This is a genomic window from Oceanobacillus arenosus (assembly GCF_003369575.1).
Classification (GTDB): domain Bacteria; phylum Bacillota; class Bacilli; order Bacillales; family Amphibacillaceae; genus Oceanobacillus; species Oceanobacillus arenosus.
Genome location: NZ_PIOC01000017.1, coordinates 47438 through 73216 on the forward strand (window position 1 = coordinate 47438; position 25779 = coordinate 73216).

A 25779-nucleotide genomic window follows, 5' to 3' on the forward strand; every position below is an offset into this window, starting at 1 on the left:
TAACATATAGTTTAGAAGAAGGATCTAAAGGTAATAGATACATAACATAATGCTAAATACATAGAAACTAGATGAGGGAGTTAACCTATGATTCGATTTGAAGATGTCGCAAAGCAATATCAAAATGATACATATGCAGTAAAGTCGCTAAATTTAGAAATCAAAAAGGGGGAATTCTTTGTTCTTATCGGTCCAAGTGGATCAGGTAAAACAACAACACTTAAAATGATTAATCGTTTAATACCACTATCAGATGGCACCATTTACATTGCAGATAAACGAATTAGCGATTATGACATAAATGAATTACGCTGGAATATTGGCTATGTACTCCAGCAAATTGCACTTTTCCCGCATATGACTATTGAGGAAAATATCGCAGTCGTTCCAGAATTAATAAAGTGGGACAAAGAAAAAATTAAAAATCGCGTTACAGAGCTTTTAGAAATGGTAGGATTGGATCCAGATATTTACCGTAAACGGAAGCCAAAAGAATTATCTGGTGGGGAGCAGCAAAGAATTGGCGTGATACGTGCACTTGCAGCAGACCCCGAAATAATCTTAATGGATGAGCCCTTTAGTGCACTTGATCCGATTACGAGAGAAAAATTACAGGATGACATATTAGCGCTGCAACGCACCATCAATAAAACCATCGTGTTTGTCACTCATGACATGAAGGAAGCATTAAAATTAGGTGATCGTATTTGTGTCATGAAAAATGGAAAAATGGAACAGATTGGCACACCAGAAGAATTACTGAATCACCCAGCGAATGAGTTTATTTTTAATTTTGTTGGCGAAGGGAGAAAGCTTCATAACGAAAGTGTGAAATTAGAAAAACTCGTTAAACCATATAGCAATGAGCTGAAAATCGAAAATTTAGCACATTCACTTCCTGAAACAGTAACAATCCAATTGATTCTTGAACGACTGGCAACAGAGGAACAACTTCCAGTCGAAAAAAATGGCGAAATTATCGGTGTGATAAATCGAGAAATACTAATTCAATATTTATCTGATCGATTGAATGAAAGAGGTCAGGCACATGAATAATTTACTAACTACTTTTCAGGAGAGACAGGGACAGCTAGCTGCAACACTGCTAGAACATATTGAGATCTCATTTATCGCATTGTTTTTAGCAGTTATTATTGCAATTCCGCTTGGTATTTATTTAACGAAGAAACCAAAATTAGCGGAATACATTATTGGAATTACAGCAGTGCTACAAACAATCCCTTCTTTAGCGCTGCTTGGTCTACTAATCCCATTAGTTGGAATTGGAAAGCTGCCAGCAGTTATCGCACTTGTGATTTATGCATTATTACCAATCGTAAGGAATACATATACAGGGATTAAGGAAGTGGATCAATCCATAGTTGAAGCAGCGACAGCGATGGGGATGAACAGTAGAAAAAGATTAATAAAGGTAGAACTTCCGCTGGCATTACCAGTAATGATGGCTGGTATACGTACATCGATGGTGTTAATCATTGGTACAGCAACGTTAGCTGCACTTATTGGTGGTGGGGGACTAGGAGAGCTTATTCTTCTAGGAATAGATCGACTGGATACATCTCTGATTTTACTTGGAGCAATTCCAGCAGCATTATTAGCGATTATTTTTGATTTTATTTTACGAAAGATAGAACATTTATCATTTAAGAACATGGTCGTGTCTACAGGTTTTATTGCACTCGCAGCCATTTTCATTATCCTCTTACCCTTTATAACGAATGAAGAGGAAGATACAATCGTTATTGCAGGAAAGCTTGGGGCAGAGCCGGAAATCCTGATTAATATGTATAAATTATTAATTGAAGATGAAACAGATTTGAATGTTGTATTGGAACCAGGATTTGGAAAAACTTCCTTTGTCTTTAATGCATTAAATTCTGGGGATATTGATATTTACCCTGAATTTAGTGGTACCATTATTTCAGAATTTATGAAAGAAAAGGCAGTTAGCACAGACCGGGAAGAAGTATACGAGCAAGCAAAAACAGGAATAAAAGAGGACTATGATCTGACCTTGTTAGAACCAATGGATTATAATAATACGTACACATTGGCGGTATCAGAAGAATTCGCTGGACGTCATCATGTTGAGAAAATATCTGATTTAAAATCACTTGAGCAGGAAGTGAAGGCCGGATTTACGTTAGAGTTCAATGACCGTGAAGATGGATATATTGGAATCCAAAATTTATATGATATTGCATTTGAAAATGTAATTACTATGGAGCCGAAATTACGCTATACCGCAATAGAGTCAGGCGAAATCAATTTAGTTGATGCTTATTCTACGGATAGTGAGCTACGAGAATTTAATTTAACCGTACTTGAGGATGACCAAGAACTATTTCCGCCATATCAAGGAGCACCATTGTTAAGAACAGAAACTGCTTTAGAGCATCCTGAGATTGAAGACGCCTTAAACAAACTATCTGGAAAAATAACAGATGACGAAATGAGAGAAATGAACTACAAGGTAAATGTCGATGGAGCCAAAGCAGAGGATGTTGCAGCAGAATATCTTAGAAATGAAGGATTATTGGATTAACTTGTAAATATGATGAAATAGGGCTGGTTGGGCAATAAGTTTATGTTGAATATACTTATTTGTTCAATCAGTCTTTATCATTGCCCGACAGAAGACTCCCTCCTCAAGGAATGCGAATGAGTAGGTGGGAGATGAATGGCGGTTGGCGGTAGCCAAAAGTTTGCGCCTAGTGGTATAAAAGGAACGAATGTTTGTGTAATGTGAGGTGAATGAGGTGCTTGTGAACAAAGCTTACAAGTTTCGTATCTACCCAAACAAAGAACAAGCTATTCTGATCGCAAAAACAATTGGTTGTTCCCGATTTGTATTCAATCATTTTTTAGCAAAATGGAAAAATGCTTATGAGGAGACTGGGAAGGGATTAACTTATAACACCTGTTCTTCACAATAACACAACTAAAGAAAGAATTGGTCTGGTTAAAAGAAGTAGACAGCATTGCGATTCAATCCTCCCTCAAAATCCTTGCTGATTCATATACTCGATTCTTCAAGAAACAAAACAAAGCGCCACGATTTAAAGCGAAAAAGAATAACGTACAATCCTACACAACCAAGCATACGAACGGTAATATTGCGATAACAGGGAACAAAATCAAGCTGCCAAAACTTGGTTTAGTCAAGTTTGCCAAAAGCCGTGAACTCGAAGGACGTATTATGAATGCGACAATCAGACGGAATCCCAGTGGAAAATATTTCATTTCTATTCTTGCAGAAGCAAAGGTACAGTTGCTGCCGAAAACAGGGTCAACTGTTGGTGTGGATGTTGGAATAAAGGACTTTGCCATTCTTTCAACTGGTGAAGTATTTGGCAATCCTAGATGGTTTCGAACATTGGAAAAGAAATTAGCTGTTGCACAGCGTGTTCTTTCCAGAAGGCAACATACAGCTTTAAAACGAAAATGTAAACTGGATGAAGCGAAGAATGTTCAAAAGCAAAAACGTAAAGTAGCCCGCATACATGAAAAAATCGTGAACGCAAGAAAAGACTATTTGCAAAAGCTTTCTACAGCGATCATCAAAAACCACGATGTAATCGGAATAGAAGATTTGCAGGTGTCCAATATGCTGAAAAATCACAAACTAGCAAAAGCCATCAGTGAAGCATCCTGGTCACAATTTCGAACAATGCTTGCGTACAAAGCGAAATGGTATGGAAAAGAAATCGTCGTTGTGTCAAAAACCTTCGCTAGCTCTCAATTATGTTCGAATTGCGGCTATCGAAATAAAGACGTTAAGAATCTAAACCTTCGTGAATGGGACTGCCCATCTTGTGGCGTACATCACGATAGGGACATTAACGCAGGACAAAATCTTAAGAAAGAAGCGATCAGACTTCTAACCGTAGGAACTGCGGGGATAGCCTACTAAGATAACTGGAGGATACTTTGGTGTTCGTAGGAATCCCCCACTTCTAAATGAAGTGAAAGTGGGGGTAGTTCAATAGAGTCTTTTAATAGTGAAAAATAAAGCGCAGATATAATCGGTTGATATCATTTGGCATATAAAATTAAATCTTTCTAGGTTAATGGTAGCAATTAGGCTGTTATCAAAAAGTCATATTTTTCTACTGAAGCGGTAAATAATGCATTGTACTAGCAAAATTGCATGCCAATATCCACAACTGATGTAAAATGGGTACTGAGAAAGTTATCTGAATCGTCTATAATAAAGGTGTGCATATATACTATGGTTACTAAGGGGAGTTATTATGATAAATTCTTGGATATGGATTATTGTCTTATTGGTTGCTATCTTAGTAATTGCATTGATTGCAACACTACTAATTTTAAAAAAGGAAGAAAATAAATTAAAGCAATATGAAGCTGAAGGGGACACCGTAGAAAATGAACTTCAGCGTTCACATGAATATGAGAGCCAATCATTAAAGAGAAATATCCCAAGTTTGCTATGGGTATACGGAATTACCATTATGGTCTCGATTATTGTTTTAGCCGTATATATCTATAATTTAGACTAATAATCTTAATTAAGGCTTGTTTCGCGCGGATTCTAATAGGGATAAAGCACTTCAGGATGTAGTGCTACATAGTCTATTATATAACAAGGAATAATAAATACTGTGGAAGATATAAACAAATCGAATCAAAAGAATCCACCGTTTTACTTTATTAATGCAATTAGGGTTGCCACATAAAATCTTAATTACACACAAGTTTTTCTAAATTGCCCAAGAGATTTTTGCATCGGAAGGGAAGTATTTACATGAAGGGCATAGTAAACCAGTTGATACCGTATTTACAAACTGTTTTTAATCATTTACATGAAAATCCCGAGATTAGTTGGGAAGAGATTCAAACAACATCCTATATCAAATCCTTATTCATCAAGAAAAACTGTAAGATTACAACGTTTAATGACACAACGGGCCTTGTGATTGATATTGGTTCAGGTAAACCTGTCATTGCGTTAAGAGCAGATATGGATGCATTATGGCAGGAGATTGATGGATCGTTTCAAGCGAATCATTCTTGTGGACATGATGCCCATATGACCATTGTGATTGGTACATTACTAACGTTACTAGAAAGGAAGCAACCTAATATTGGGACGTTTCGCTTCATCTTTCAACCTGCAGAGGAAAAAGGGACTGGCGCTTTAGCGTTTGTTGAAAATGGGGTTGTCGATGATGTTGATTATTTGTACGGATTGCATTTAAGACCAATTGAAGAATTAAAAAATGGACAATTTGCACCTGCAATTCAGCATGGTGCCGCTAAATTCATCGAAGGAACAATCAAGGGTGAAGATGCACATGGTGCAAGACCGCATTTGAATGTAAATGCTATCCAGGTTGGAGCGGAATTCTTACAACACTTAAGTAATATTCAAATAAATCCAATGTTCCCTCATTCTGTGAAGATGACGGCTTTTCATGCAGGGGACAAGAGCCCAAATATTATTCCAGGAAATGCAACATTTTCAATCGATGTTCGTGCACAAACGAATGAAGTAATGCATCATTTAACAGAAAAGGTAGAACAAATTGCGAAGATGCTTGCAACCTTTCATCAAATTGAAATAGAATTAAAGGTATCTGCACATGTAGCTGCAGCAGTACTTGATAATGATGCCATTTGGTTTATGAAGGATGCAATCAAGACAAGTGTTGGTGAGGACAAACTTGCGCCAATTATTACGACAACAGGCGGTGATGATTTTCACTTTTATACAATAAAGCGTCCATCACTTAAAGCTACCATGCTAGCAATTGGCTGTGATCTTACACCAGGATTGCATCATCCGGAAATGACATTTAATCACGAGATTATTCCGAGAGCAATCGAGATCATTACAAACGCAATGATAAATACAGCGGATTGTTATGAACAGAAGGAGTAAGGAAAGTATGAGTAATATAGGAATTCGTCCACTTTCTACAATGGATGAGCTAATTGAGATGCAAAAAGTAGAAGAGTCTGTTTGGCAGGCAGACTCTATTCCTGTGCATCAAACATTTACTGCTTTAAAAAATGGAGGAATTATACTTGGTGCATTTGATCATACCAAGATGATTGGTTTTCTCTATAGTTTTGCGGGATTCGATGGGAAAAACGCCTATTTATGTTCACATGAACTAGGTATTTTACCGGCCTATCGAAAAGGTGGTCTTGGCGAGAGAATGAAGCGCATGCAAGCTAACTTAGCAAAGGAAGCTGGATATGAAATGCTTACTTGGACTTTTGATCCCTTAGAAAGTGTAAATGCATACTTAAATCTACATAAGCTAGGTGCAGAAGGAGTTCTATATAAACCGAATTATTATGGTGTGATGAAAGGTGAGCTGAATGAAGGATTGCCATCAGACCGGATCCATATTAGGTGGGAAATCAATCATTCAAATACAGAAAGGAATGTATCTTTCCATCAATCACAAGTGTTATTAGAAAAAGGTCCAGACGGATCACCACGAATTACTGATGCTTTCGGTTCGGTTGGGGATCAAAGCAACACCGCTTGGTTTATGGCTTTCCCAGACGATTTTCAAACGTTAAAGAGTGAAAATATAGCCCTTGCTAAAACATGGCGATTGGCGACGAGAACGATTTTCAAAACATTGTTTGCAGATGGTTATAAAGCAGTGGATATCATTCGTGATCAAGAAAAAGGGCAGTGTTTCTACGTACTGGAGAAATAGGAGGACGTTTCATTGACAATTTCAATCAAACAATTAAAGCTTAGAAAACTAATAATGAATTTAAAGCACCCTTTTACAACGAGTTTCGGTACGATACAGGAGAAGGAATTCTTTATTACGGAAGCTATCGATGTAGATGGAAACCATGGCTTCGGTGAATCGGTTGCTTTTTCGTCACCATGGTATACAGAAGAAACAGTTGCAACGAATCAGCATGTGATGGAGGATTTCTTAATTCCAATATTACAGACAAACAAGATGAATCATCCCGATGAAGTATCGAAGCTATTTAAACCGATAAAGGGAAATAATATGGCAAAAGCGGCACTTGAAGGGGCAGTCTGGGACCTTTATGCAAAACAGAAAGGTATTTCCCTAGCAGAAGCACTTGGTGGGGATAAAAAACAAATTGATGTTGGTATTAGCATTGGTATTCAATCTTCTGTTGAAGCATTAATCGAAGTTATCTCCCAAAGTGTGGAAGCAGGCTATAAACGGATTAAACTAAAAATAAAGCCAGGCTGGGATCTTGAGGTTTTGCAAGAAGTACGTTCACATTTTCCAGATACATTAATCATGGCGGATGCTAATTCTGCTTATACACGAGAAGATATTGACCACCTGAAAAAACTAGATGAATTACATTTAATGATGATTGAGCAGCCATTAGCGCATGATGATATTGTTGACCACGCGAAGCTGCAAGCTGTAATCCATACACCGATTTGCTTAGATGAAAGCATTCATTCGCTTGAAGATACGAGAAAGGCTTTCGAATTAGGTAGCTGTAAAATTATTAATATAAAAATTGGCCGAGTCGGTGGACTAACAGAGGCAAAGAAAATTCATGATTTCTGCTTGGAACACGATATCCCTGTTTGGTGTGGCGGCATGCTGGAATCAGGAATTGGTCGTGCGCATAATATTGCACTTACGACATTGCCGCAATTTATTTTACCTGGTGATACTGCAGGTTCAGCGAATTATTGGGAAAAGGATATTATCCAACCAGAAGTAATCGCTGAGAATGGTGTAATCCATGTTCCAGATAGTCCAGGGATTGGTTATGAGATAAATAAAGATGCACTGGATGAGTTTACAGAGTGGGTGAAGGTATTTAAATTTTAATAGAATAGATGGGGAAGAATAGTTCATTCCCATCTATTCTTTTTATTAATGATTTTCGCCAAATACGTCTTTCCATTCATCCTTTTTAGCAAGCATTTCACGAGCGAGTTCTTGCGCACCTTCTAAACTGTGACTTGCCGCCCAGCCGCATTGAACTTCATTACAAGCGGGTACTTCAGTTGCTGCTAATACATCCTGTAATGTTTTCTCAACTGTCTCTAATATTTCATCATAATTATCGTGATTAATCACAGTTAAATAGAAGCCTGTTTGGCAGCCCATCGGACTTAAATCTACAACACTATTATGATGGTTTCGGATTAATTCCGCCATTAGATGCTCAAGAGAATGAAGTGCGGGCATTTCCATATGTGCCTTGTTTGGCTGCTTAAATCGAAGGTCATATTTGTGAATGACGTCACCATTTGCACCTTCTGTTACGCCTGCTAAGCGAATATATGGTGCTCTTACTTTTGTATGATCAAGGTTGAAACTCTCTACATTCATTTTTTTTACCATAAATATTCCACCCCTATAAGCTTATTTTTCTATTCAGTATAATAGTAACATATTTCGTTGTGACTGTGATGATGTGCTGATTAATGTTTGGAAGTCGCTTTCATTAATAATAATTAGCTAACTTTATAGTAATGTACAAAGGGCTCTCGGACCAGCCGCTCCAGAAATACACTACGCGCATCTTAGGGGAGCTGGTGAGCCAACTTGCGCTAACGCGCTTCGTTGTCTCACCTAGGCTCTTCTTCCCGCAGAAGTCTCCGTGTATTTCTTCCGCTGAGATTGTGCGGTTATTATTTTTGGCTTTTTTTAATAAGATGTGATGGTATTGCCTCTCTAAAGCTGTTGGTTGTAGCGGCAGTTAGAAAGCTCCTGTGAGAACAGATCGAGCCCTAAGTATGCGCGACTGTCAGAATCAAAAATAAACTTTGCGACTATTTCGTTCTCACTTTATCAAGTTGCTGAATAAGCAAAAGAAAGAGAAAACAGATTAAAGCTGATTTCCCATGGCTTCAATCTGTTCTCATTAATGGATGGTATTACCAAACTTCTTTTGCAAGGTCAACAATATATTTTAATTTATCCCATTGCTGTTCTTCTGTTAGTTTATTCCCATGATGGGTTGATGCAAATCCACATTGTGGGCTTAAGCATAATTGTTCATGTGGTACATATTTTGCTGCTTCTTTGATTCGTGCTTTAATTGCATCTTTATCTTCAAGCTCGCCATTTTTTGACGTAACGACACCGAGAACAACGCTAGGGCCACCGTTTGGCACATGCTCTAATGGTTTGAAATCTCCTGAACGTTCGTCGTCATATTCCAAGAAGAATCCATCGACTTTTTCCTTTGCAAGTAATGTTGGTGCAATCAATTCATAGCTGCCTTCAAAAGCCCAGGTAGATTGATAGTTACCACGGCATAAATGAGTCGTTATAACTAAATCTTCTGGCTTGTCTTCTAGTACTCCATTAATTACACGTAATGCCAATTCAATTAAATATTCGCGTGATAGGTTGCTGTCATTAAAAGGAATATCAGGTGCACTTAGTCCGGCGATATATACATCATCTAATTGCAAATAGCGACAACCAGCATCATAAAAAGCTTTAATTGCATCACGATATGTTTGAATAACATCTTTTGCATATTCTTCTACATCTGGATAAATAGCTTCGTCGCGAATTCCTGCATTAAATAACTGATTTGGACTTGGAATTGTTTGTTTAGCTACTGCTCTATCGCCGACGATTTCTTTAAACTCAATGAAATCCTTAACGTGAGGATGATCCGGATTGAATGAAATTTTCCCTATGTTGCGTACATCATACCTCTCTGTTTCTACATCGACAAATTTAAAGCCATGATCAGGCACATAACCCTCGACCCCATTCAGATGTTCCAAGAAATCAGTATGCCAGAATCTTCTTCTAAACTCGCCATCCGTTACTAATTCCAAGCCAACTTCAATTTGTTTATCAACTATTCGTTTAATTTCTTTTGTTTCAACTTCCCGTAATGCTTCTGCCGAAATTTTCCCATCGTTAAAATCTGCTCTTGCTTGATGAATACTCTCTGGTCGTAGTAAACTTCCGACGTGGTCTGCTCTAAAGGGTGCTTTTACTAATGTTTTTGTCATGTTAATTCCTTCTTTCGTTTTTATTTGCAGATAATAAAGATTGAATTGCTTTTTGTAATTCAGTTGCAGACTTTATCTCTGTTATTTTCATACCCCCTTAAAATAATTTTATGAATAAAAAAACCTCTTCCATAAAGATAAGAAGAGGTTTAAACGCCGTGTCTAGTTTCTCTTCTTATCTTCAAGCATTACGCTTCTGGAATTGGCACAGTACTAAAACAGTCTGTTGCCGAGGTATCATTGGGCCAGTCCCTCCACCTCTCTGGATAAGAAAAATACATATTAAATTGTTATTTCATAGATTACAATGGTTTACCGGTAATGTCAAGGAAATAAAATTATTCTTCTGAAAATTAAGGGAGATTAGAAAGAAACCGCTAATGGAATGAAGATTTACATTAGGTCAATACTAAAGTAATGGATGTTACTCTGGCGTCTTGAGCAGAGAAATTTACTTATTTTAATCAATTGGTTATACTAAAATCTCTTAATAAGCTATTGGAGGATTGAAAATGAAGAATAAATTTATGTTAGGACTAATATTGTTGTCCCTAATGATATTATTGGCTGCGTGTGGCTCTTCTAAGAATAACGAGGGTATCGATGCAGAAAAATCTACAGAGGGTGCAACAAATTTATATGATCAAGTTATGGACAAAGGGGTGCTCACTGTCGGGACAGAGGGTACATATGCACCATTTACCTTTCATAATGAGAAAGACGAATTGACTGGTTACGATGTTCAAGTAATTGAAGAAGTAGCAAAGCGAATGGGCGTTACAGTAGAGTTTGAAGAAACACAATGGGATTCATTGTTTGCAGGATTAAATTCAAATCGATTTGACTTAATCGCAAATCAAGTTGGAATTAACGAAGATCGTCTCGCAAATTACGACTTTTCGATTCCATATACTTATTCGTCTGCAGTTGTTGTAGTTCCTAAGGATAATACGGATATCACTTCTTTTGAAGATTTAGAAGGAAGAAGCTCAGCTCAATCGCTGACAAGTAACTATGGTAAGATTGCAGAAGAGAATGGTGCAAAACTTGTAGGTGTGGAAGGACTAGCACAGGCAATAGAATTGATTAAACAAGGACGTGCAGATGTTACCGTAAATGATAAGCTTGCAGTTTTGGATTATGAGAAACAAACTGGTGATAAAGAGATAAAAGTTGTTGCTGAGAGTGAAGATACTTCAGAAATGGCAATTGTCTTTAATAAAGGTAATGAGGAATTAGTTGATGCTATCAATAAGCAATTAGAAGCAGTGAAGGAAGATGGCACATTAGCTGCAATCTCTGAAGAATGGTTTGGTGAAGATGTCTCTACTAAATAGCATGATATTTACAATCAGTGCAAACACGGGAGGCTGGGAGTTATTTGTTAACTCCCTTTTACCTATGATTACTGGAGCAATTCAATATACAATTCCACTTACGTTAATTACCTTTGTTCTAGGAATATTATTAGCATTATTAATAGCAATGATGCGTATTTCGAATTCTAAGGTATTACATGTACCAGCAGTTGTCTATGTATCTGCAATCCGTGGTACACCACTTTTAGTGCAATTATTTATTATCTTTTACGGGTTACCGACAATCGGTTTGACAATAGATCCATTTCCAAGTGCGATTATTGCCTTTACACTAAATGTCGGCGCATATGCATCGGAAATCATTCGTGCTGCTATCTTATCGATACCAAAGGGACAATGGGAAGCAGCACAAACAATTGGTATGTCTAGGTCGACAGCGCTAAGAAGGATCATTTTACCCCAAGCAGTGAGGGTTTCAGTGCCACCATTATCGAATTCATTCATTAGTTTAGTAAAGGATACCTCGCTTGCATCGTTAATATTAGTTGCAGAGCTATTCCGGAAGGCACAGGAGATTGCTGCCAGAACGTATGACTTTTTATTATTATATGTAGAAGCGGCAATTATTTATTGGGTAATTTGTTTTATTCTATCCCTAGTACAAACCATAATTGAAAAGCGACTCGATCGGTACGTTGCTAAATAAGGAGGGAAATAGCGGTGTTTCTATCAATTAAGAGTTTAGCTAAATCATTCGGAGATAACCAGGTATTAAAGGATATTGATGTTAATATTGAAAAAGGAAAGGTCTTATCTATAATCGGTCCATCTGGTTCAGGAAAGACAACATTACTTCGTTGTTTGAATTCGCTAGAAGAGCCAGATAAAGGAATCTTTACGTTTAATGATGGACTGACACTTGATTTCGAAAAGAAAATTAGCAAACAAGAAATATTAAAACTAAGGCAAAAATCTGGCATGGTATTTCAGTCATATAATCTTTTTCCACATAAGACGGCGTTTGAGAACGTGACAGAAGGGCCGCTTATTGTTCAGAAGCGTAAAAAAGCTGAAGTAAAGGAATTAGCGGAAGAACTATTAGAAAAAGTTGGACTGAAGGATAAAATGAACCTATATCCTCATCAGCTATCTGGTGGACAACAACAACGTGTTGGTATTGCAAGAGCACTAGCAATGGAACCGGAATTGATGTTGTTTGATGAACCTACATCTGCATTAGATCCGGAATTAATTGGCGAGGTATTGACTGTAATTAAAGGCCTTGCAAGAGATAATTGGACAATGGTTATCGTTACACATGAATTACAATTTGCTGGTGAAGTATCGGATGAAGTTCTATTTATGGATGGTGGTTATATCGTAGAACAAGGGAGCCCTCAACAAGTTCTTAAATCACCGAAAGAGGCACGTACACAGCAATTCCTACAACGGATATTGAATCCTGCATAAGTTATTATTTATTCAGTTCTTAGCGATAAGCGAGGACTGGTTTTTTAATTTTAGTGGTACATTGTGAATTTTGCTGTAGTATTCCTACTGCATAAGTGGAACTTCCTCCAACAAAAAAATTAAACAGAATTTAAATATGACCTCACTTTTATTTAACTTTCGGTAGTTAGAATGAAATTGAGGTTATTTGAATTTTATTATAAGAAATTTGGAGGTAATTATTATGCAGAAGGAAAATATCAATAAAGTATCGGCAACTAAAAGAATGAATTTCTTTGAACGCTTTACAAAATCAGCTGTATGGCCTGCATACATTGGCTGTTTGTGTGCTTTTATGTATGCAGTTTTCGTTCGGTTTTATCATGCTGCTGGTGGAACAATTGGTATGCCATTTAAAATGAAAGATCCCGCAATGCTTAATATGGCAAGTTACATCGCAGGTCTCGTCATTATGTTTTGCGGATTTGCTTTGATTGCACTCATAAAACCTTGGAGCAGGACCATTCCACTTAAGGTGCCATTGATTGGGGGAAGAAAGATTCATCCACTTACTTTACTCGTTCCGACGCTCATTGGAACTGCCTTTTTGCTTACGCATGGAGTGAGTGGGATGATTACAAAAGTGCTCGTGTTAGCCGATGTCATTTCAATGGATTTCCCTGCGTTTGTGGAAGTAGATGTTGATCACCTTGCTTTATTGGACTTATTATTTTACGAACCGTGGTTTACTTTTATGGGTATTATGGCAGGTTTAACTGCCGCTCATTATGCACAAGCCTCTGGCGTTCGACAATCTACATTTAGGTGGGGGACAGTCCTTTATTTGATTGTTGTCTTCCTCTTAACGATACTTGTTACATCGTCTATTATTTTTGATTTTGCTGATGTAATCAGCTTTAAAATTTAAGAAGGAGTAATTTGCAGGTTTCCGGAATATCTCTTATAATATAATTAATTGAAAATTTACAAATTTACCAAAACCTCTGAAGGAGCCTGTTTATGAAGCTAACGATTCTGCATATAGAGGATGACCAGGATATCGGTACATGGTTAAGCGGATTTCTAACAGATTGTGGATATGAAGTTATTTGGCTTACTTCTGGAAATGATGCTATGAAATATATGGAAAAAGCTGACCTTGTTATTTTAGATATTATGCTTCCAGGTCTAGATGGATATACGCTCGGTCAGCGTATGAAGCAGAAGTATCCGAATACACCGATTATGATGCTATCAGCAAGAACTTCAATGGAGGATAAGTTGCAGGGCCTCACTTTTGCTGATGATTATATGACAAAGCCGTATCATCCTGATGAGTTAGCTGCACGGATTCAAGTACTAGTAAGGCGATTAGGTGTTGTTTCCCCAGAAACTATCGAGATAAAGCATTTACGAATTGATCAGAAGGCAAATCGCATCGTCAATACAATTTCCAAGAAAGATATCATACTAACGGGGAAACAATTTCATATATTTATGTATTTATTAGACAATTTGAATCAAATATTAACTAAAAAGCAAATTTACGAAGCAGTGTGGAAAGACACATACATAGAAGGGGATAAAACATTAATGGTTCACATTCGCCATTTACGTGAAAAGATTGAAATCGAAACAAGCCGGCCACAAATCATTGAAACAATTCGTGGTATTGGCTATAGGATGAAATCATGAATATTCTCCAATCTCTAATGGCTCGATATTTGCTGCTTATTCTATTTGCTCTCGTACTTATTCCTCTCATTCCAGCAGTTTACTATTCTTCAAATATTCTATTTAATAATAAATTGTATGATACAGAGGAATTGGAAGGGCTATGGAAACGGTCAGCTGCTGCATTAGATGGCCAAGAAGCAGAGGTTATTGATCATCGTCTTCAGTCTATAAAAAATAAGTATCCCGAAGCTGAGGTATTTTGGATAAATGGAAGTGGCGAGTCTAGATTTATAGAAGATCGGCCTACAAATATTCCGAGAAATTGGACGTTTGCTGATTCGCTTGCGTTTATGGAAGAAAGGAAATTTTATGTGGATACGTTTTTACAAAATAGAGAACCTCAAGATATATATACCACTTCAGCATTAATAGGAAATGATCCGATGCAAGGGATAATGGTATTCCAGATGGCTTTATCTAAAACAAATATTGGCAGTCTATCAATAGACTATTTATTTATTGCATTCTTCCTGTTCGTAAGCGGATCTTTTCTTGTAATTTCTTGGTTCTTTTTCATTAACATACGTAAACGGCTTGTCAAGCTTGGGTTAGCGATGTCTCTCTCTGGCGATGAGGGGATTCCTGATGAGGTAGTGATCAAGAAGAAGGACGAGATTGGCAGGCTGGAAGATGCTTTTAACGAGATGATCAGCCAACTAAGAAGCAGTAAGAAGAGCGAGCAAAAGGAAGAAAATCTAAGAAAGCAGCTAATTGCAAATATGTCTCACGACTTACGGACACCTTTAACAGTCATGAGACAGCATGTGTATTCCGCAAAGAATGCCCCATCATCCTCTAATGGAATAGAATCACTTCAAATTGTTGAAAACAAACTAGGGGATATGGACAAAATGATCAATAATCTTCTTTCCTATACATTACTTTCAGCCGGTAAACATCCAATCGAAATGAAAGAAACGGATATTTTAGATGAGGTTCGCAAAGTTGTTGCGGAATGGTATCCAATATTTGAAGAACATAAGTTTGAAATAGATATTGATTTAGCCGAAATACCGCTAATATGGAAGGTAGACCCTATATGGTTCAAAAGTATTTTGGATAACGTCACTCAAAATGTTATTCGGAATGCTCGCTCAGGACGATATATTGGAATAAAAACAATTGAACGCGATGGATCCAGCTTCATTGCCATTAAGGACAATGGAGAAGGCTTTGAACATGAATCAGAGGATAAGGGTGCTGGAATAGGACTCTCCATCGTTTCGCTGATGATAAAGGAAATGAATCTAGAATGGGATATTTCGACTTCATCAGCGGGAACCAGCATTTATATTGGCAGTAAGAAAGTAATCTAGATGTGAAAACTTAAATAAATCTTTAACTTGAGGTCACCTTAATGAACACTTTTGCAGTGTATCCTTTTTATTAATAACATATAGAAAGGATTGTGTTCAAATGGAGATTGGCACTCAAGGTTTAGAGAATAAACGGGGGAAACGCCAAATAAAGCGGTGGTATTCCTGGATTGGGTATGCAGCTTTATTTTGGTCGGTAATTTATGGAATCATGAATTTTTACTGGTTACTTGGCGGAGAAGGATATCCCTTTATACAGGAAGAGAGGACGGGGGTATTTTCAGCTTTATTCACTTATTTGCCAGTTCAAGCAGGCAGCGCCGTTTTTTGTGTGCTTTGTATTCTTGGAATATTTTTTAGCATAGCAATGCTCAAGGAGTGGGGGAGAAAGGTGTCTCCTCGGTTCATCGTGTTTTTTTCTTGGGGGTTTGCTGTTTTCTTGCTCCTGCTTATCCCTGATTACAGATTGATTGCTGCCATGGCTTATGCTTTCTTGTTTAAGTTCCCCTTTGGCTGGCAGATTTTGAATCAAGTTGTTTGCCTTATTGGTGGGTTACTGTGGGTATTTGCCATTATTTCTTATCAGCGTAAAGTGCGCAATGCTTGCAGGGATTGTGGACGTAAAGAGAATGGAAAACCAATTGTATTAATAAGATGGACGAAATGGCTAATTTATGTCGCGGCTATTGCACCGCTACCCTATGCAATAATAAGATTTTCCTGGGCATTGGGGATACCTTTAGGTGTTGAGCGACAAATGTTAGAGGATTTAGCAAAAGTGAATCCTATGGCAACATTAACGGAGTGGGTCTTTGGAGGATTATGTATTGGAGGTGGACTTTTAACACTCGGGTTAATCCAGAAGTGGGGAGAAGTCTTTCCAAATTGGTTTCCATTCATTGGGGGTAAGAGAGTACCAGTTCTGATGGCTGTTATTCCTGCATCTGTAGTAGCGATTGCATTGACATCTGCTGGTTTTATTTTTACTTTTGGTTTTTTTGCTGTAACACTTCAGCTTGTTCCAGCTCAGGGGATAGTTTTAAGTGAAATTGTCGGAACAGTCGGCCCAATGCTTTTTTGGATCCCCTGGGGAGTAGCATTAGGACTTAGCACGATTTCCTATTATTACCGTCGGCGCGGTCAATGTGAGTACTGTGGGAGAAATGACTAGTTGTTTCAAACAAGGAAAAGTGCTTATGCAGATAGAAAATTTAGAATTTCATATCTGCATAAGTTCAACTAAGTATGTCTCCATCATACAAAATAGCCACACTATTTATGTTAAACTAACACGTAATAGTTCTAAAAAATTGCATTCTCCAAAACTAAAGTTAAAATATTAGTATGAATTGCGTTGATAATCAAGGTTTTGCGTGCGTGGGAATATAGAAAAGAGGAAATGTGATGCTAATTAATGTTACGGAAAATATCGATAAACTAGTAATTCAGTTTCCAGGTGGAATGGGTGAATTGAATAGTTATTTATTTAAAGGCGAAAATGGCTATACGGTAGTGGACACAGGAGTCTATTCTGAACAGGCAATCGAAACCTGGAAACAGTTTCTAGCGTCTGGGATAACGATTGAAAAGGTAGTTTTGACACATACCCATCAAGATCATATTGGACTCGCCAAATGGTTTCAGGAGCAAATTCATGTGCCTGTGATTGTCTCTAAATCGGGCTATGAGGAGATGAAGCTTAACTGCAGACCTCAACTGGAGGAGGAGTTTAAAGCTTTACTGCTCGCCCATGGTGCACCTGGTATTCCAGAGAAAATGCGGAATCAATCCTTTATCTATGACTTTGAACCAGATGGATTTTTTGAAAATCATGAGCAGATTAAGCTTGGAAATGATACATATGAAACGATTTGGACACCTGGACATGCTCCGGATCATTTTTGTTTTTATAATCGGGAGAAGAAATTAATGGTTATTGGCGACCATGTTTTAAAAGATATCTCACCAGTCATCGGTCTTTGGAATGGAAAGGAAGATAATCCGTTGCGCGAATATTTCCCGTCATTAGCGATCATGCATGACTATCCTACAGATATTGCATTGCCAGGGCACGGCGAGTTGATTTATCATTTGTCTGATCGGGCCAGAGAACTGGAAATACGTCATCAGCAACGGCTAGCGCAAGTATTGGAATTAGTCCAGAATGAAGGGAAAACGGCATATGAAGTTTGCATGGAGTTTTATGGAACATTAAATATTATTATTTATCTCAGTCCATTTATGTCCTGCCTTACACGTTTAATTTATCTGGAATCAATTGGCAAAGTACATAGAGAAGAAGTGAACGGGAAATTTTTATTCCGTGCAAATAAGGTGGTGGTTGAAGCGTGAAAAAGATTCCAGCAGTTTGTGTAATAGGAAGCTTGAATATGGATTTAACAATGACAACAAAGAAAATGCCGAAACAAGGGGAGACAGTAATCGGCGAGCACTTTGAAACTTACCCAGGTGGTAAAGGCGCCAATCAAGCCGTAGCTGCTGCACGACTCGGTGCAAATGTAACGATGATTGGTGCAGTTGGAACAGATGCTTTCGGCGACTCGCTGCTGAAAAGTCTTTCACAAGAGGGGATCAATGTCGAGGGCATAAGTAAGATCTCTGATGTTGCAACAGGTGTTGCCAGCATTATCATGTCAGATCATGATAACCGAATCATCGTCGCATCTGGAGCGAATGCATTTGTTACACCTGAATTAGTTGAACAATATCATGAACAAATCCGCGATAGTGATATTGTATTAGTTCAACTCGAAACCCCGTTGGAAGCAATTGTCCGGACGATTGAAATTGCAAATGAACACAGTATACCTGTTATAGTAAACCCTGCTCCATTTCAAGAGTTACCAGAAGCTATTTTGACTGGCAGTACATTTCTAACGCCAAATGAAATTGAGCTCGAAGCAATGAAACAGGAAACCATCTCAAATTCTATTCGCGAAAAGATTATTCTCACAAAAGGTGCGGATGGGGTTCAGTTCTTTGAAAATGGCAGGTCAAAAGATGTGAAAAGTTATCAGGTGAAAGTGGCAGACACTACTGGTGCTGGAGATACTTTTAATGGCGCACTAGCAACCCAGCTAGGGAGTGGATTCCCACTTACAGATGCCGTTCACTATGCAAATGCAGCCGCAGCCCTATCTGTCACGAAACTAGGCGCACAGGGTGGGATGCCTACCAATGTGGAAGTGAAACAATTTATCATTACCCGACAGAAGACTCCCTCCTGAAGGAATGTGAATGAGTAGGTGGGAGATGAATGTCGGTTGGCGGTAGCAAAAAGTTTGCGCCTTGTGGTATAATAGGAACAAATGTTTGTGTAATGTGAGGTGAATGAAGTGCTTGTGAACAAAGCTTACAAGTTTCGTATCTACCCAAACAAAGAACAAGCTATTCTGATCGCAAAAACAATTGGTTGTTCCCGTTTTGTATTCAATCATTTTTTAGTAAAATGGAAAAATGCTTATGTGGAGACAGGTAGGGGGTTAACTTATAACACCTGTTCTTCTAGATTAACACAACTACGGGGATAGCCTACTAAAATAACTGGAGGTTACTTTGGTGTTCGTAGGAATCCCCCACTTCTAAATGAAGTGAAAGTGGGGGTCGTTCAATGAGACATTAAAAAATACTAGTAATTAAATCGAATGTCATCACTCGTGCACTAATCATACAAATATGTGGGAGTTTAAAAAGATGTATAAAAACTCAGAGAAATTTCTTACAACATTTACCAGAATTGAAAGAATGCTGAAGACACTTTTAAGAGATAGAAGAGAAGTTGGATTTTCGAAAGCTGTCAAGATATTAAGCAATTCCAATCCAATCGTGAAACGCTACAGCAATACGTTACTCGAGTTTGCAGAGCTAAGAAATGCGATTGTACATAATAAAATTGACATGACTTATGCAATTGCTGAGCCCCATGATTCTGTTGTGAATGAAATAGAAATAATTGAAAAGGAATTAATGCAGCCAAGAAAGGTTATTCCCTTATTTTCCCGAAAAGTATATGTTTTTCAACAGAGTCAGCCATTGGCATCATTATTGAAATTAATTAATGAAAAGGATATATCAAAATTTCCAATTTATGATGGGGGAGAGTTTAAAGGGATTGTTTCGCAAAAAGGAATTACCTCCTGGTTAGCTAAAAATGCAGTAGAGCAAATATCACATCTATCAGAAATCGAAATTAGAGATGTTCTCTCCTATGAAAAAGGCGATAACTTTAAACTGATTTCAAGCAATACCTCTGTTTATGAAGCAGAGGAAATCTTTAAAGACCAAGTAGGTAAAGGAAATCGACTGGAGGCTCTGCTTATTACAAAGCATGGTCACCCATCAGAAAAATTATTGGGTATCATAACGAACTGGGACATAATGAAGGTATGAGACTAGATGATTACAAGGAAAATAAAAAGAAGGTTAGACGATGAATTTTGTATCCATTGATTTTGAAACAGCAAATGAATACCGTAATAGTCCATGTGCAATCGGTGTTGTCGTTGCAAACGAAGTTGGGATTATTGACGAGTTTTATAGCTTGATTAATCCCTTAATGCCATTTAATTCTAATAATATTTACGTGCATGGGATTACGGAACGAGATGTTGAAACTGCACCAACATTTGCAGAAATTTGGCCAACGCTGAGTAAATACTTAGAGAATCAGCTGGTTATTGCACATAATGCAAGCTTTGATATGAGTGTGCTTAGGAGTTCATTGGATCATTCTGAGCTTCCATATCCAGAAATGGATTATCTCTGTACGGTGAAGATAGCACAAAAGGTTTGGCCACTATTAGAGAATCATAAATTAAATACACTCGCGGCACATCATGGGATTACATTTGAACATCATCATGCACTGGAAGATGCAAGAGTTGCTGCCAAAGTTTTCATGAAGGCAATGGAAGATTACCAAACAAACACACTAGATACATTTTTAGAAAAATGCAGTATGAAAATGGGAAGAATTTATGAACATGGCTATTATCCACCAAAAGTAAATCGAACGAGAAAAAACAGCAGGATTTATTTTAAATAAATCCTGTTTTTTTTGATAAATGTAGTTTCCTTCATTTCTTTTCGACAAATAATAAGATAAATGTCGCAATCGGACCAATAAATAATGATAGAAGAAACCAATTAAGCCCGGTTCTGTTTTTTCCCTGCGCTAATCCTGCATTAATCAATGCAAGTGTGCCCCATCCTACGAAATATCCACCATCCATAGTAAAATTCCCCTTCTTTAATTATCATAATATTAATAATACCACTACAAATATATTTCTTTAACATCAAGTTAATACTTGCTAATATTAAATAACTGAAATAAGATAATATAAAGAAAATTCAGCATGATAGTCATCGTTAATTTCATTTGGTAGTTAAGAAAGCGTAAAAACTTTCCTAACTACATAAGTGCAACTAAGGAGTGAGGAAAATGAACTCAAAAGCAAATGTAACTAATGAATGGAGTAAGCTGCTGGAACGCGCGAGAAGAAATACGTTTGGAGATTTATTGGCAAGGACAAGGGATCGTATGCCTGATAAATTCGCCTTTGCATACAAGGAACAAAGGTTAAATTATAAGGAATTAGACGATTTGGTAAATCAGACCGCAAACAAATTCCGAATAGATGGTATGAAAAAAGGTGACATGATAACCGTAATGTCTAAGAATAGTTTGGATTTTGTTATTGTTACTTTTGCACTTTCACGTATTGGGGCGGTAATGATTCCGATAAATTATATGTTGCGCAAAGAAGATGTGCAGTATATTTTGGAGCATGCGGAAGTTAATGGACTTATTGCTTCAGAAGAATATGCTCCAATACTTGATGCAGCTATTGGAGGAATGAAAGTCAACTATCGTTATTTAATGGATGTACCGAAAGATTATTACGGCAGACTTTCTGAGTGGACAGTCCTTGCTGCTACTCGTAATGGTCAATTGACAGATGCAATCGAAGTAGATATTTCCGATGATGATTTGGCACATGTACTTTATACAAGCGGAACGGAATCAAGACCTAAAGGGGTAATGCTGACTCATAAAAGTATTATTAGTGAATATGTGAGTACAATTGTAGACGCAAATATGAATAAGGATGATGTGGCAATTCATGCATTGCCACTCTACCATAGTGCCCAGCTTCATGTGTTTTTAGGACCGAGTGTTTACGTTGGGTCAAGTGGAATTATATTACCTGCAGCAAGTCCTGAGCTTATTTTGAAAACGATTGAATATGAGGGGGCAACACAACTATTCTGTCCGCCAACAGTATGGATTGCATTACTCCGTCACCCAGATTTTGATAAGCGTGATTTATCGACTTTAAGAAAATGTTATTATGGTGCGGCGATTATGCCAATGGAAGTGATTAAAGAACTTAGTGAGCGATTACCAAATGCGAAGCTATGGAACTGTTATGGTCAAACTGAAGTAGCACCACTAGTTACGGTATTACAGCCAGAAGATCAATTAACCAAATTAGGCTCAGCAGGACAGCCTGTTTTAAATGTCCAAACGAAAATTTTTGATGATCATGATAATGAATTACCAAGAGGGCAAATTGGTGAAATCGTCCACCGAACTCCGCATGCAATGAAAGGTTATTTACATGATCCTGCAAAAACAGCAGAAGCTTTTCGTGGAGGATGGTTTCATAGTGGTGATCTAGGCGTGATGGATGAAGACGGCTATATTACGATTGTTGATCGAAAGAAGGACATGATAAACACTGGTGGTGTAAATGTTTCGAGTAGGGAAGTAGAAGAGGTGATTTATCAAATCGAGGGGGTTTCGGAAGTTGCGGTAATTAGTATCCCGGATGCATACTGGATTGAAGCAGTAACGGCAATTATTGTCCCAAAAGAAGGATATATATTAATGGAAAAGGATATCTTAGAATTTTGTAAAGAAAGACTTTCGAAATTTAAGGTTCCTAAATATGTTGAAATTACAGATGTACTGCCGAAGAACCCCAGTGGGAAGGTTTTGAAGCGGTCATTAAGGGATCAATACGGGAAGCATGGAAAATAATAAGCATGCTGGAAAAATAGGCTTGTCCAATGGTGAAGTAAAGATTTCACTGTAGTATAGAAAAAAGTATTGATGGCGATGGAATATAAAGATAAATACCAGGGACAATATAAATGGAGGTGGATGCAGTGAACAGCAAAAATGATAACTGGAGTAAAAAACGAGTGAATACAAGTGTGGATCCTCAAGGTTTATCAGAGGATGAAGCGACACAAGAGCCTAAATCACAACTTGAACAGCGAGCAAAGAAGAAAAATACAAGGATTTAGCGGATCAGTAATTAAATGGTAAATGATTACTATTGCATTATTTAGTGTTAGGGTGTAGTATAAATCTACAAGCTACGATGTACGTATTTAATTAAGTTTTAACCTCTAATGATTGGATAGGGAGTTTTACATCGGAATTGGAATGTCGGGCCGCCAAAGCAGCGGAAGACAAGAAGGTTTCTGCGAACACCCACTTTGCGAAGTGGTGGTTTAAAACTTTTTATTAGCATAATACGGCACCTGTGGCCTGTACTACATATATATAATTTAAACCAGCTTCTATATTGCATAGAAGCTGGTTTTTTGCATTATTTAGTCATTAGCTTAATTGTTGAGTGGGATTATTGGTTAGGTGATTTAACAGTAGTTTAATTCCTAGTAACATGATAATATTAATCTATTTAAAGGCATTGACTGTAAGTTTGTGGATGTATACGGATTGTTTTCCATAGCTGTTTTTATTTTGGCAATCATTAGGATGGAATACTTGCTATTTCAATATATGAAGAAATGAGAGGAATAACGAAATATAGAGAATTTATCCCGCATATAACAGAATGAAGTTTTACTTTATAAAGAGAAAAATTGCACAGGATTGTTATAACTTTGTAAAATGACGATGTGTTTATGTTGATATTTTTAAAGAGGTTTATTAAAATTTAGTAATTAAGTAGGAATAAACTTAGGAAAACAAAATTAAGTAGTTGGGGTGGAAGTATGGGATCACATGTTGTTGATTTACGAATGCTGCAAAATAATTTTAGTACGGGAGAAATGCGTTCTATATGGAATGATGAAAATAGATTACAAAAAATTCTCGATGCAGAATCTGCGCTTGCTTTAGCTCAAAGTGAACTAAATATTATACCAAAAGAGGCTGGGAAAGTTATACATAATGCTGCTAAGATGGAAAACTTCGATATTGATAACCTTGCTGACGAAGCGGTTAAGCTGAAGCATTCCTTAATGGCGACAATTAATCAATTACAAGAACTATCTGGTGATTATGGAGAATACGTTCATTTTGGTGTGACGACCCAAGATATTACGGATACTGGAACGATTTTGCAATTAAAAGAAGCACATCAAATTTTGACTCGAGATATAAAAGAAGTTGCTCATTTATTAATCGGACTTGCAGAAAAATATAAAGACACACCGATGCCTGCCCGTACGCACGGAATGCAAGGATTACCAACGACTTTCGGCTTTAAATTAGCGGTTGTCTTAAGTGAATTCGAACGTCATTTAGCAAGATTAACAGAAACAGAGAAAAGAGTCTTTACTGGCGTACTAGCTGGAGGAGTTGGTACTTATGCTGCTTTAGGAAGTATCGGACCGGTAGTGGAAAAAGAAGCATTAGACAAACTTGGACTACATACTGCCGACATCTGCTGGCACTCCTCAAGGGATCGTGTTTCTGAATATGGATCAGTACTTGGATTAGTGAGTGGTTCATTAGGTAAACTCGGCAATGAATTCTACAATCTAATGCGAACAGAAATTAATGAAGTAGAAGAACCTTTTCAAGCTGGTAATGTTGGTTCGACTACGATGCCACATAAGCGAAATCCAGCTATGTTTGAAGGGATTGCTAGTTTAACAAAGCCGATTCTGCATAGTGTCGCATTGCTGCATGAATCTCTGGTAATGGAGCATGAAAGAGATGCAATGAGTTGGAGAAGTGAATGGGTGGCTTTACCAGAGATTTGTCTATACTTATCTGCACAACTAAAAAGTACAATCGCTGTTTTGAAAGGTCTTGTAGTAAAACCGGAAAATATGATGCGGAATTTAAACTTACAAGGTGGATTGCTGCTTTCAGAAAGAATCATGTTTGCTCTATCTGAAGATATTGGTAAGCAAACCGCGCATCATCTCATATACGAATTATCAATGCAAGCATATGAACAAAATATTCCATTTAAAACGTTACTAATCAATGATAAAAATGTCAGGAAGGTTTTATCGGAAGAGCAGATTCATCATTTATTAGATCCAAGTGGCTATACTGGTTTAGCAGGAGAAAAGGTGATGGAAGTTATTGCATCTATTAAGAATGGCGGTTACTTAGATGAATAATTTATCATTCTATCAAGCTACAGAAGATAATATTCCAGAGTTATTGGATTTAACGTTAAGAGCATATGCACCAATTCGCGATTTAGGGATTCATTTTGCAGCAGCTACCGCAAATGAGGAATTAGTTAGGAAAAATATAAACGAAAATATTTGTTTTTATATGATGGATGGGGATAAAATTGTGGCCACAGCTTCCGTGCGTATGCCATGGGGAAATCATCATGGCCCATATGAGGTGCCGCATATTTGGTGGGTTGCAGTGGATCCTGAATATAAGAATAATGGTTATGCATCGAAACTGCTGGATTATGTGGAGAAGGATTTTTTGACAGAAGTATTGCATTGTCCGTCTGTTAGTCTTGGCACTGCGAAGGAACATCCTTGGCTAGCGAATATGTACCTGAGACGGGGCTATCAAGTTGTAGGTGAAACGGATTTAGGGAAAGGGCATACCACCGTTTATTTTGAAAAACTATTGTTAGGAAAAAATTACAAACAAAGATAGATTGTTTGTTTGATACTTTGAGGAAAAAGG

General features: G+C 37.5%; 24 protein-coding genes, 1 other RNA gene, 2 pseudogenes and 1 riboswitch. Of the genes and pseudogenes, 24 read left to right on the plus strand and 3 right to left on the minus strand.

Features of this window, described 5'->3' with window-relative positions; translation table 11 throughout:
* Positions 1 to 87 precede the first annotated feature (87 nt).
* The 7 genes and pseudogenes from CWR48_RS10905 (at position 88) to menC (ending at position 7850) form a co-directional block, all read left to right on the plus strand.
* Complete coding sequence (locus tag CWR48_RS10905) at positions 88 to 1056, plus strand: ABC transporter ATP-binding protein (RefSeq protein ID WP_115773273.1); 969 nt, start codon at positions 88 to 90, stop codon at positions 1054 to 1056.
* Positions 1049 to 2566, plus strand: a complete 1518-nt coding sequence (gene opuFB / locus CWR48_RS10910) for an osmoprotectant update ABC transporter permease/substrate-binding subunit OpuFB (protein WP_115773274.1) — start codon at positions 1049 to 1051, stop codon at positions 2564 to 2566. The genes CWR48_RS10905 and opuFB overlap by 8 nt, the downstream gene beginning before the upstream one ends.
* 214 nt (positions 2567 to 2780) lie before the next feature.
* Positions 2781 to 3934 (plus strand): annotated as a pseudogene (tnpB, locus tag CWR48_RS10915) (IS200/IS605 family element RNA-guided endonuclease TnpB).
* Positions 3935 to 4274: 340 nt separating this feature from the next.
* Positions 4275 to 4544, plus strand: coding sequence for a hypothetical protein (locus tag CWR48_RS10920; RefSeq protein WP_115773275.1), 270 nt, complete (start codon positions 4275 to 4277; stop codon positions 4542 to 4544).
* A 245-nt stretch (positions 4545 to 4789) separates the two neighbouring features.
* Complete coding sequence (locus CWR48_RS10925; RefSeq protein ID WP_115773276.1) at positions 4790 to 5926, plus strand: M20 peptidase aminoacylase family protein; 1137 nt, start codon at positions 4790 to 4792, stop codon at positions 5924 to 5926.
* A 7-nt stretch (positions 5927 to 5933) separates the two neighbouring features.
* Positions 5934 to 6722, plus strand: a complete 789-nt coding sequence (locus CWR48_RS10930) for a GNAT family N-acetyltransferase (protein ID WP_170140745.1) — start codon at positions 5934 to 5936, stop codon at positions 6720 to 6722.
* Between the two features lie 18 nt (positions 6723 to 6740).
* Positions 6741 to 7850, plus strand: a complete 1110-nt coding sequence (gene menC, locus CWR48_RS10935) for an o-succinylbenzoate synthase (RefSeq protein ID WP_115773678.1) — start codon at positions 6741 to 6743, stop codon at positions 7848 to 7850.
* A gap of 45 nt (positions 7851 to 7895) precedes the next feature.
* Here menC and CWR48_RS10940 read toward each other — a convergent pair whose 3' ends face one another.
* Positions 7896 to 8369: an S-ribosylhomocysteine lyase gene (locus CWR48_RS10940; protein WP_115773278.1), complete on the minus strand. Its 474-nt coding sequence runs from the start codon at positions 8367 to 8369 to the stop codon at positions 7896 to 7898.
* Between the two features lie 536 nt (positions 8370 to 8905).
* Complete coding sequence (locus CWR48_RS10945) at positions 8906 to 10006, minus strand: 5-methyltetrahydropteroyltriglutamate--homocysteine S-methyltransferase (RefSeq protein ID WP_115773279.1); 1101 nt, start codon at positions 10004 to 10006, stop codon at positions 8906 to 8908.
* Positions 10007 to 10178: 172 nt separating this feature from the next.
* Positions 10179 to 10279, minus strand: a riboswitch (SAM riboswitch).
* Positions 10280 to 10518: 239 nt separating this feature from the next.
* Here CWR48_RS10945 and CWR48_RS10950 point away from each other — a divergent pair.
* The 12 genes and pseudogenes from CWR48_RS10950 (at position 10519) to CWR48_RS11005 (ending at position 20892) form a co-directional block, all read left to right on the plus strand.
* Positions 10519 to 11343 carry an amino acid ABC transporter substrate-binding protein gene (locus tag CWR48_RS10950; protein WP_115773280.1) on the plus strand — a complete coding sequence of 275 codons (825 nt, stop codon included), beginning with the start codon at positions 10519 to 10521 and terminating at the stop codon, positions 11341 to 11343.
* Position 11344: 1 nt separating this feature from the next.
* The gene (locus tag CWR48_RS10955) at positions 11345 to 12031 is read left to right on the plus strand and encodes an amino acid ABC transporter permease (RefSeq protein WP_245976799.1); all 687 of its coding nucleotides are present in this window, start codon (positions 11345 to 11347) and stop codon (positions 12029 to 12031) included.
* 14 nt (positions 12032 to 12045) lie between these two features.
* Positions 12046 to 12795 (plus strand): amino acid ABC transporter ATP-binding protein, encoded by a 750-nt coding sequence (locus CWR48_RS10960; RefSeq protein ID WP_115773282.1) that lies wholly within the window; start codon positions 12046 to 12048, stop codon positions 12793 to 12795.
* A 223-nt stretch (positions 12796 to 13018) separates the two neighbouring features.
* Entirely contained in the window at positions 13019 to 13702 is a 684-nt protein-coding gene (locus CWR48_RS10965) for a DUF3995 domain-containing protein (protein ID WP_170140746.1), read from the plus strand.
* Between the two features lie 92 nt (positions 13703 to 13794).
* Positions 13795 to 14469, plus strand: coding sequence for a response regulator transcription factor (locus tag CWR48_RS10970; protein ID WP_115773283.1), 675 nt, complete (start codon positions 13795 to 13797; stop codon positions 14467 to 14469).
* Positions 14466 to 15827 carry a sensor histidine kinase gene (locus tag CWR48_RS10975; RefSeq protein ID WP_115773284.1) on the plus strand — a complete coding sequence of 454 codons (1362 nt, stop codon included), beginning with the start codon at positions 14466 to 14468 and terminating at the stop codon, positions 15825 to 15827. The genes CWR48_RS10970 and CWR48_RS10975 overlap by 4 nt, the downstream gene beginning before the upstream one ends.
* A 100-nt stretch (positions 15828 to 15927) precedes the next feature.
* Complete coding sequence (locus tag CWR48_RS10980) at positions 15928 to 16998, plus strand: hypothetical protein (protein WP_115773285.1); 1071 nt, start codon at positions 15928 to 15930, stop codon at positions 16996 to 16998.
* 233 nt (positions 16999 to 17231) lie between these two features.
* On the plus strand, positions 17232 to 18179 hold the full coding sequence (locus CWR48_RS10985; protein WP_115773286.1) for an MBL fold metallo-hydrolase: 948 nt from the start codon (positions 17232 to 17234) through the stop codon (positions 18177 to 18179).
* Entirely contained in the window at positions 18176 to 19075 is a 900-nt protein-coding gene (gene rbsK, locus CWR48_RS10990) for a ribokinase (RefSeq protein WP_115773287.1), read from the plus strand. Before CWR48_RS10985 ends, rbsK begins: the two co-directional genes overlap by 4 nt.
* 108 nt (positions 19076 to 19183) lie before the next feature.
* Positions 19184 to 19372 (plus strand): annotated as a pseudogene (locus tag CWR48_RS10995) (helix-turn-helix domain-containing protein); the annotation flags it as partial.
* A 169-nt stretch (positions 19373 to 19541) separates the two neighbouring features.
* Positions 19542 to 20237 carry a CBS domain-containing protein gene (locus CWR48_RS11000; RefSeq protein ID WP_115773288.1) on the plus strand — a complete coding sequence of 232 codons (696 nt, stop codon included), beginning with the start codon at positions 19542 to 19544 and terminating at the stop codon, positions 20235 to 20237.
* 40 nt (positions 20238 to 20277) lie between these two features.
* The gene (locus tag CWR48_RS11005) at positions 20278 to 20892 is read left to right on the plus strand and encodes a 3'-5' exonuclease (protein ID WP_115773289.1); all 615 of its coding nucleotides are present in this window, start codon (positions 20278 to 20280) and stop codon (positions 20890 to 20892) included.
* Positions 20893 to 20923: 31 nt separating this feature from the next.
* Here CWR48_RS11005 and CWR48_RS20420 read toward each other — a convergent pair whose 3' ends face one another.
* Positions 20924 to 21079, minus strand: a complete 156-nt coding sequence (locus CWR48_RS20420; protein ID WP_170140747.1) for a hypothetical protein — start codon at positions 21077 to 21079, stop codon at positions 20924 to 20926.
* 212 nt (positions 21080 to 21291) lie between these two features.
* Between CWR48_RS20420 and CWR48_RS11010 the strand changes: the two genes are divergently transcribed.
* The 5 genes from CWR48_RS11010 (at position 21292) to CWR48_RS11030 (ending at position 25749) form a co-directional block, all read left to right on the plus strand.
* The gene (locus tag CWR48_RS11010) at positions 21292 to 22893 is read left to right on the plus strand and encodes a fatty acyl-CoA synthetase (protein WP_211316735.1); all 1602 of its coding nucleotides are present in this window, start codon (positions 21292 to 21294) and stop codon (positions 22891 to 22893) included.
* A gap of 128 nt (positions 22894 to 23021) precedes the next feature.
* On the plus strand, positions 23022 to 23162 hold the full coding sequence (sspL, locus tag CWR48_RS11015; protein ID WP_245976784.1) for a small, acid-soluble spore protein L: 141 nt from the start codon (positions 23022 to 23024) through the stop codon (positions 23160 to 23162).
* A 66-nt stretch (positions 23163 to 23228) separates the two neighbouring features.
* Positions 23229 to 23415, plus strand: a non-coding RNA gene (gene ssrS, locus CWR48_RS11020) — 6S RNA.
* A 464-nt stretch (positions 23416 to 23879) separates the two neighbouring features.
* Positions 23880 to 25244, plus strand: a complete 1365-nt coding sequence (purB, locus tag CWR48_RS11025; protein WP_115773291.1) for an adenylosuccinate lyase — start codon at positions 23880 to 23882, stop codon at positions 25242 to 25244.
* The gene (locus tag CWR48_RS11030) at positions 25237 to 25749 is read left to right on the plus strand and encodes a GNAT family N-acetyltransferase (protein ID WP_115773292.1); all 513 of its coding nucleotides are present in this window, start codon (positions 25237 to 25239) and stop codon (positions 25747 to 25749) included. Before purB ends, CWR48_RS11030 begins: the two co-directional genes overlap by 8 nt.
* The last annotated feature ends 30 nt before the right edge of the window (positions 25750 to 25779 follow it).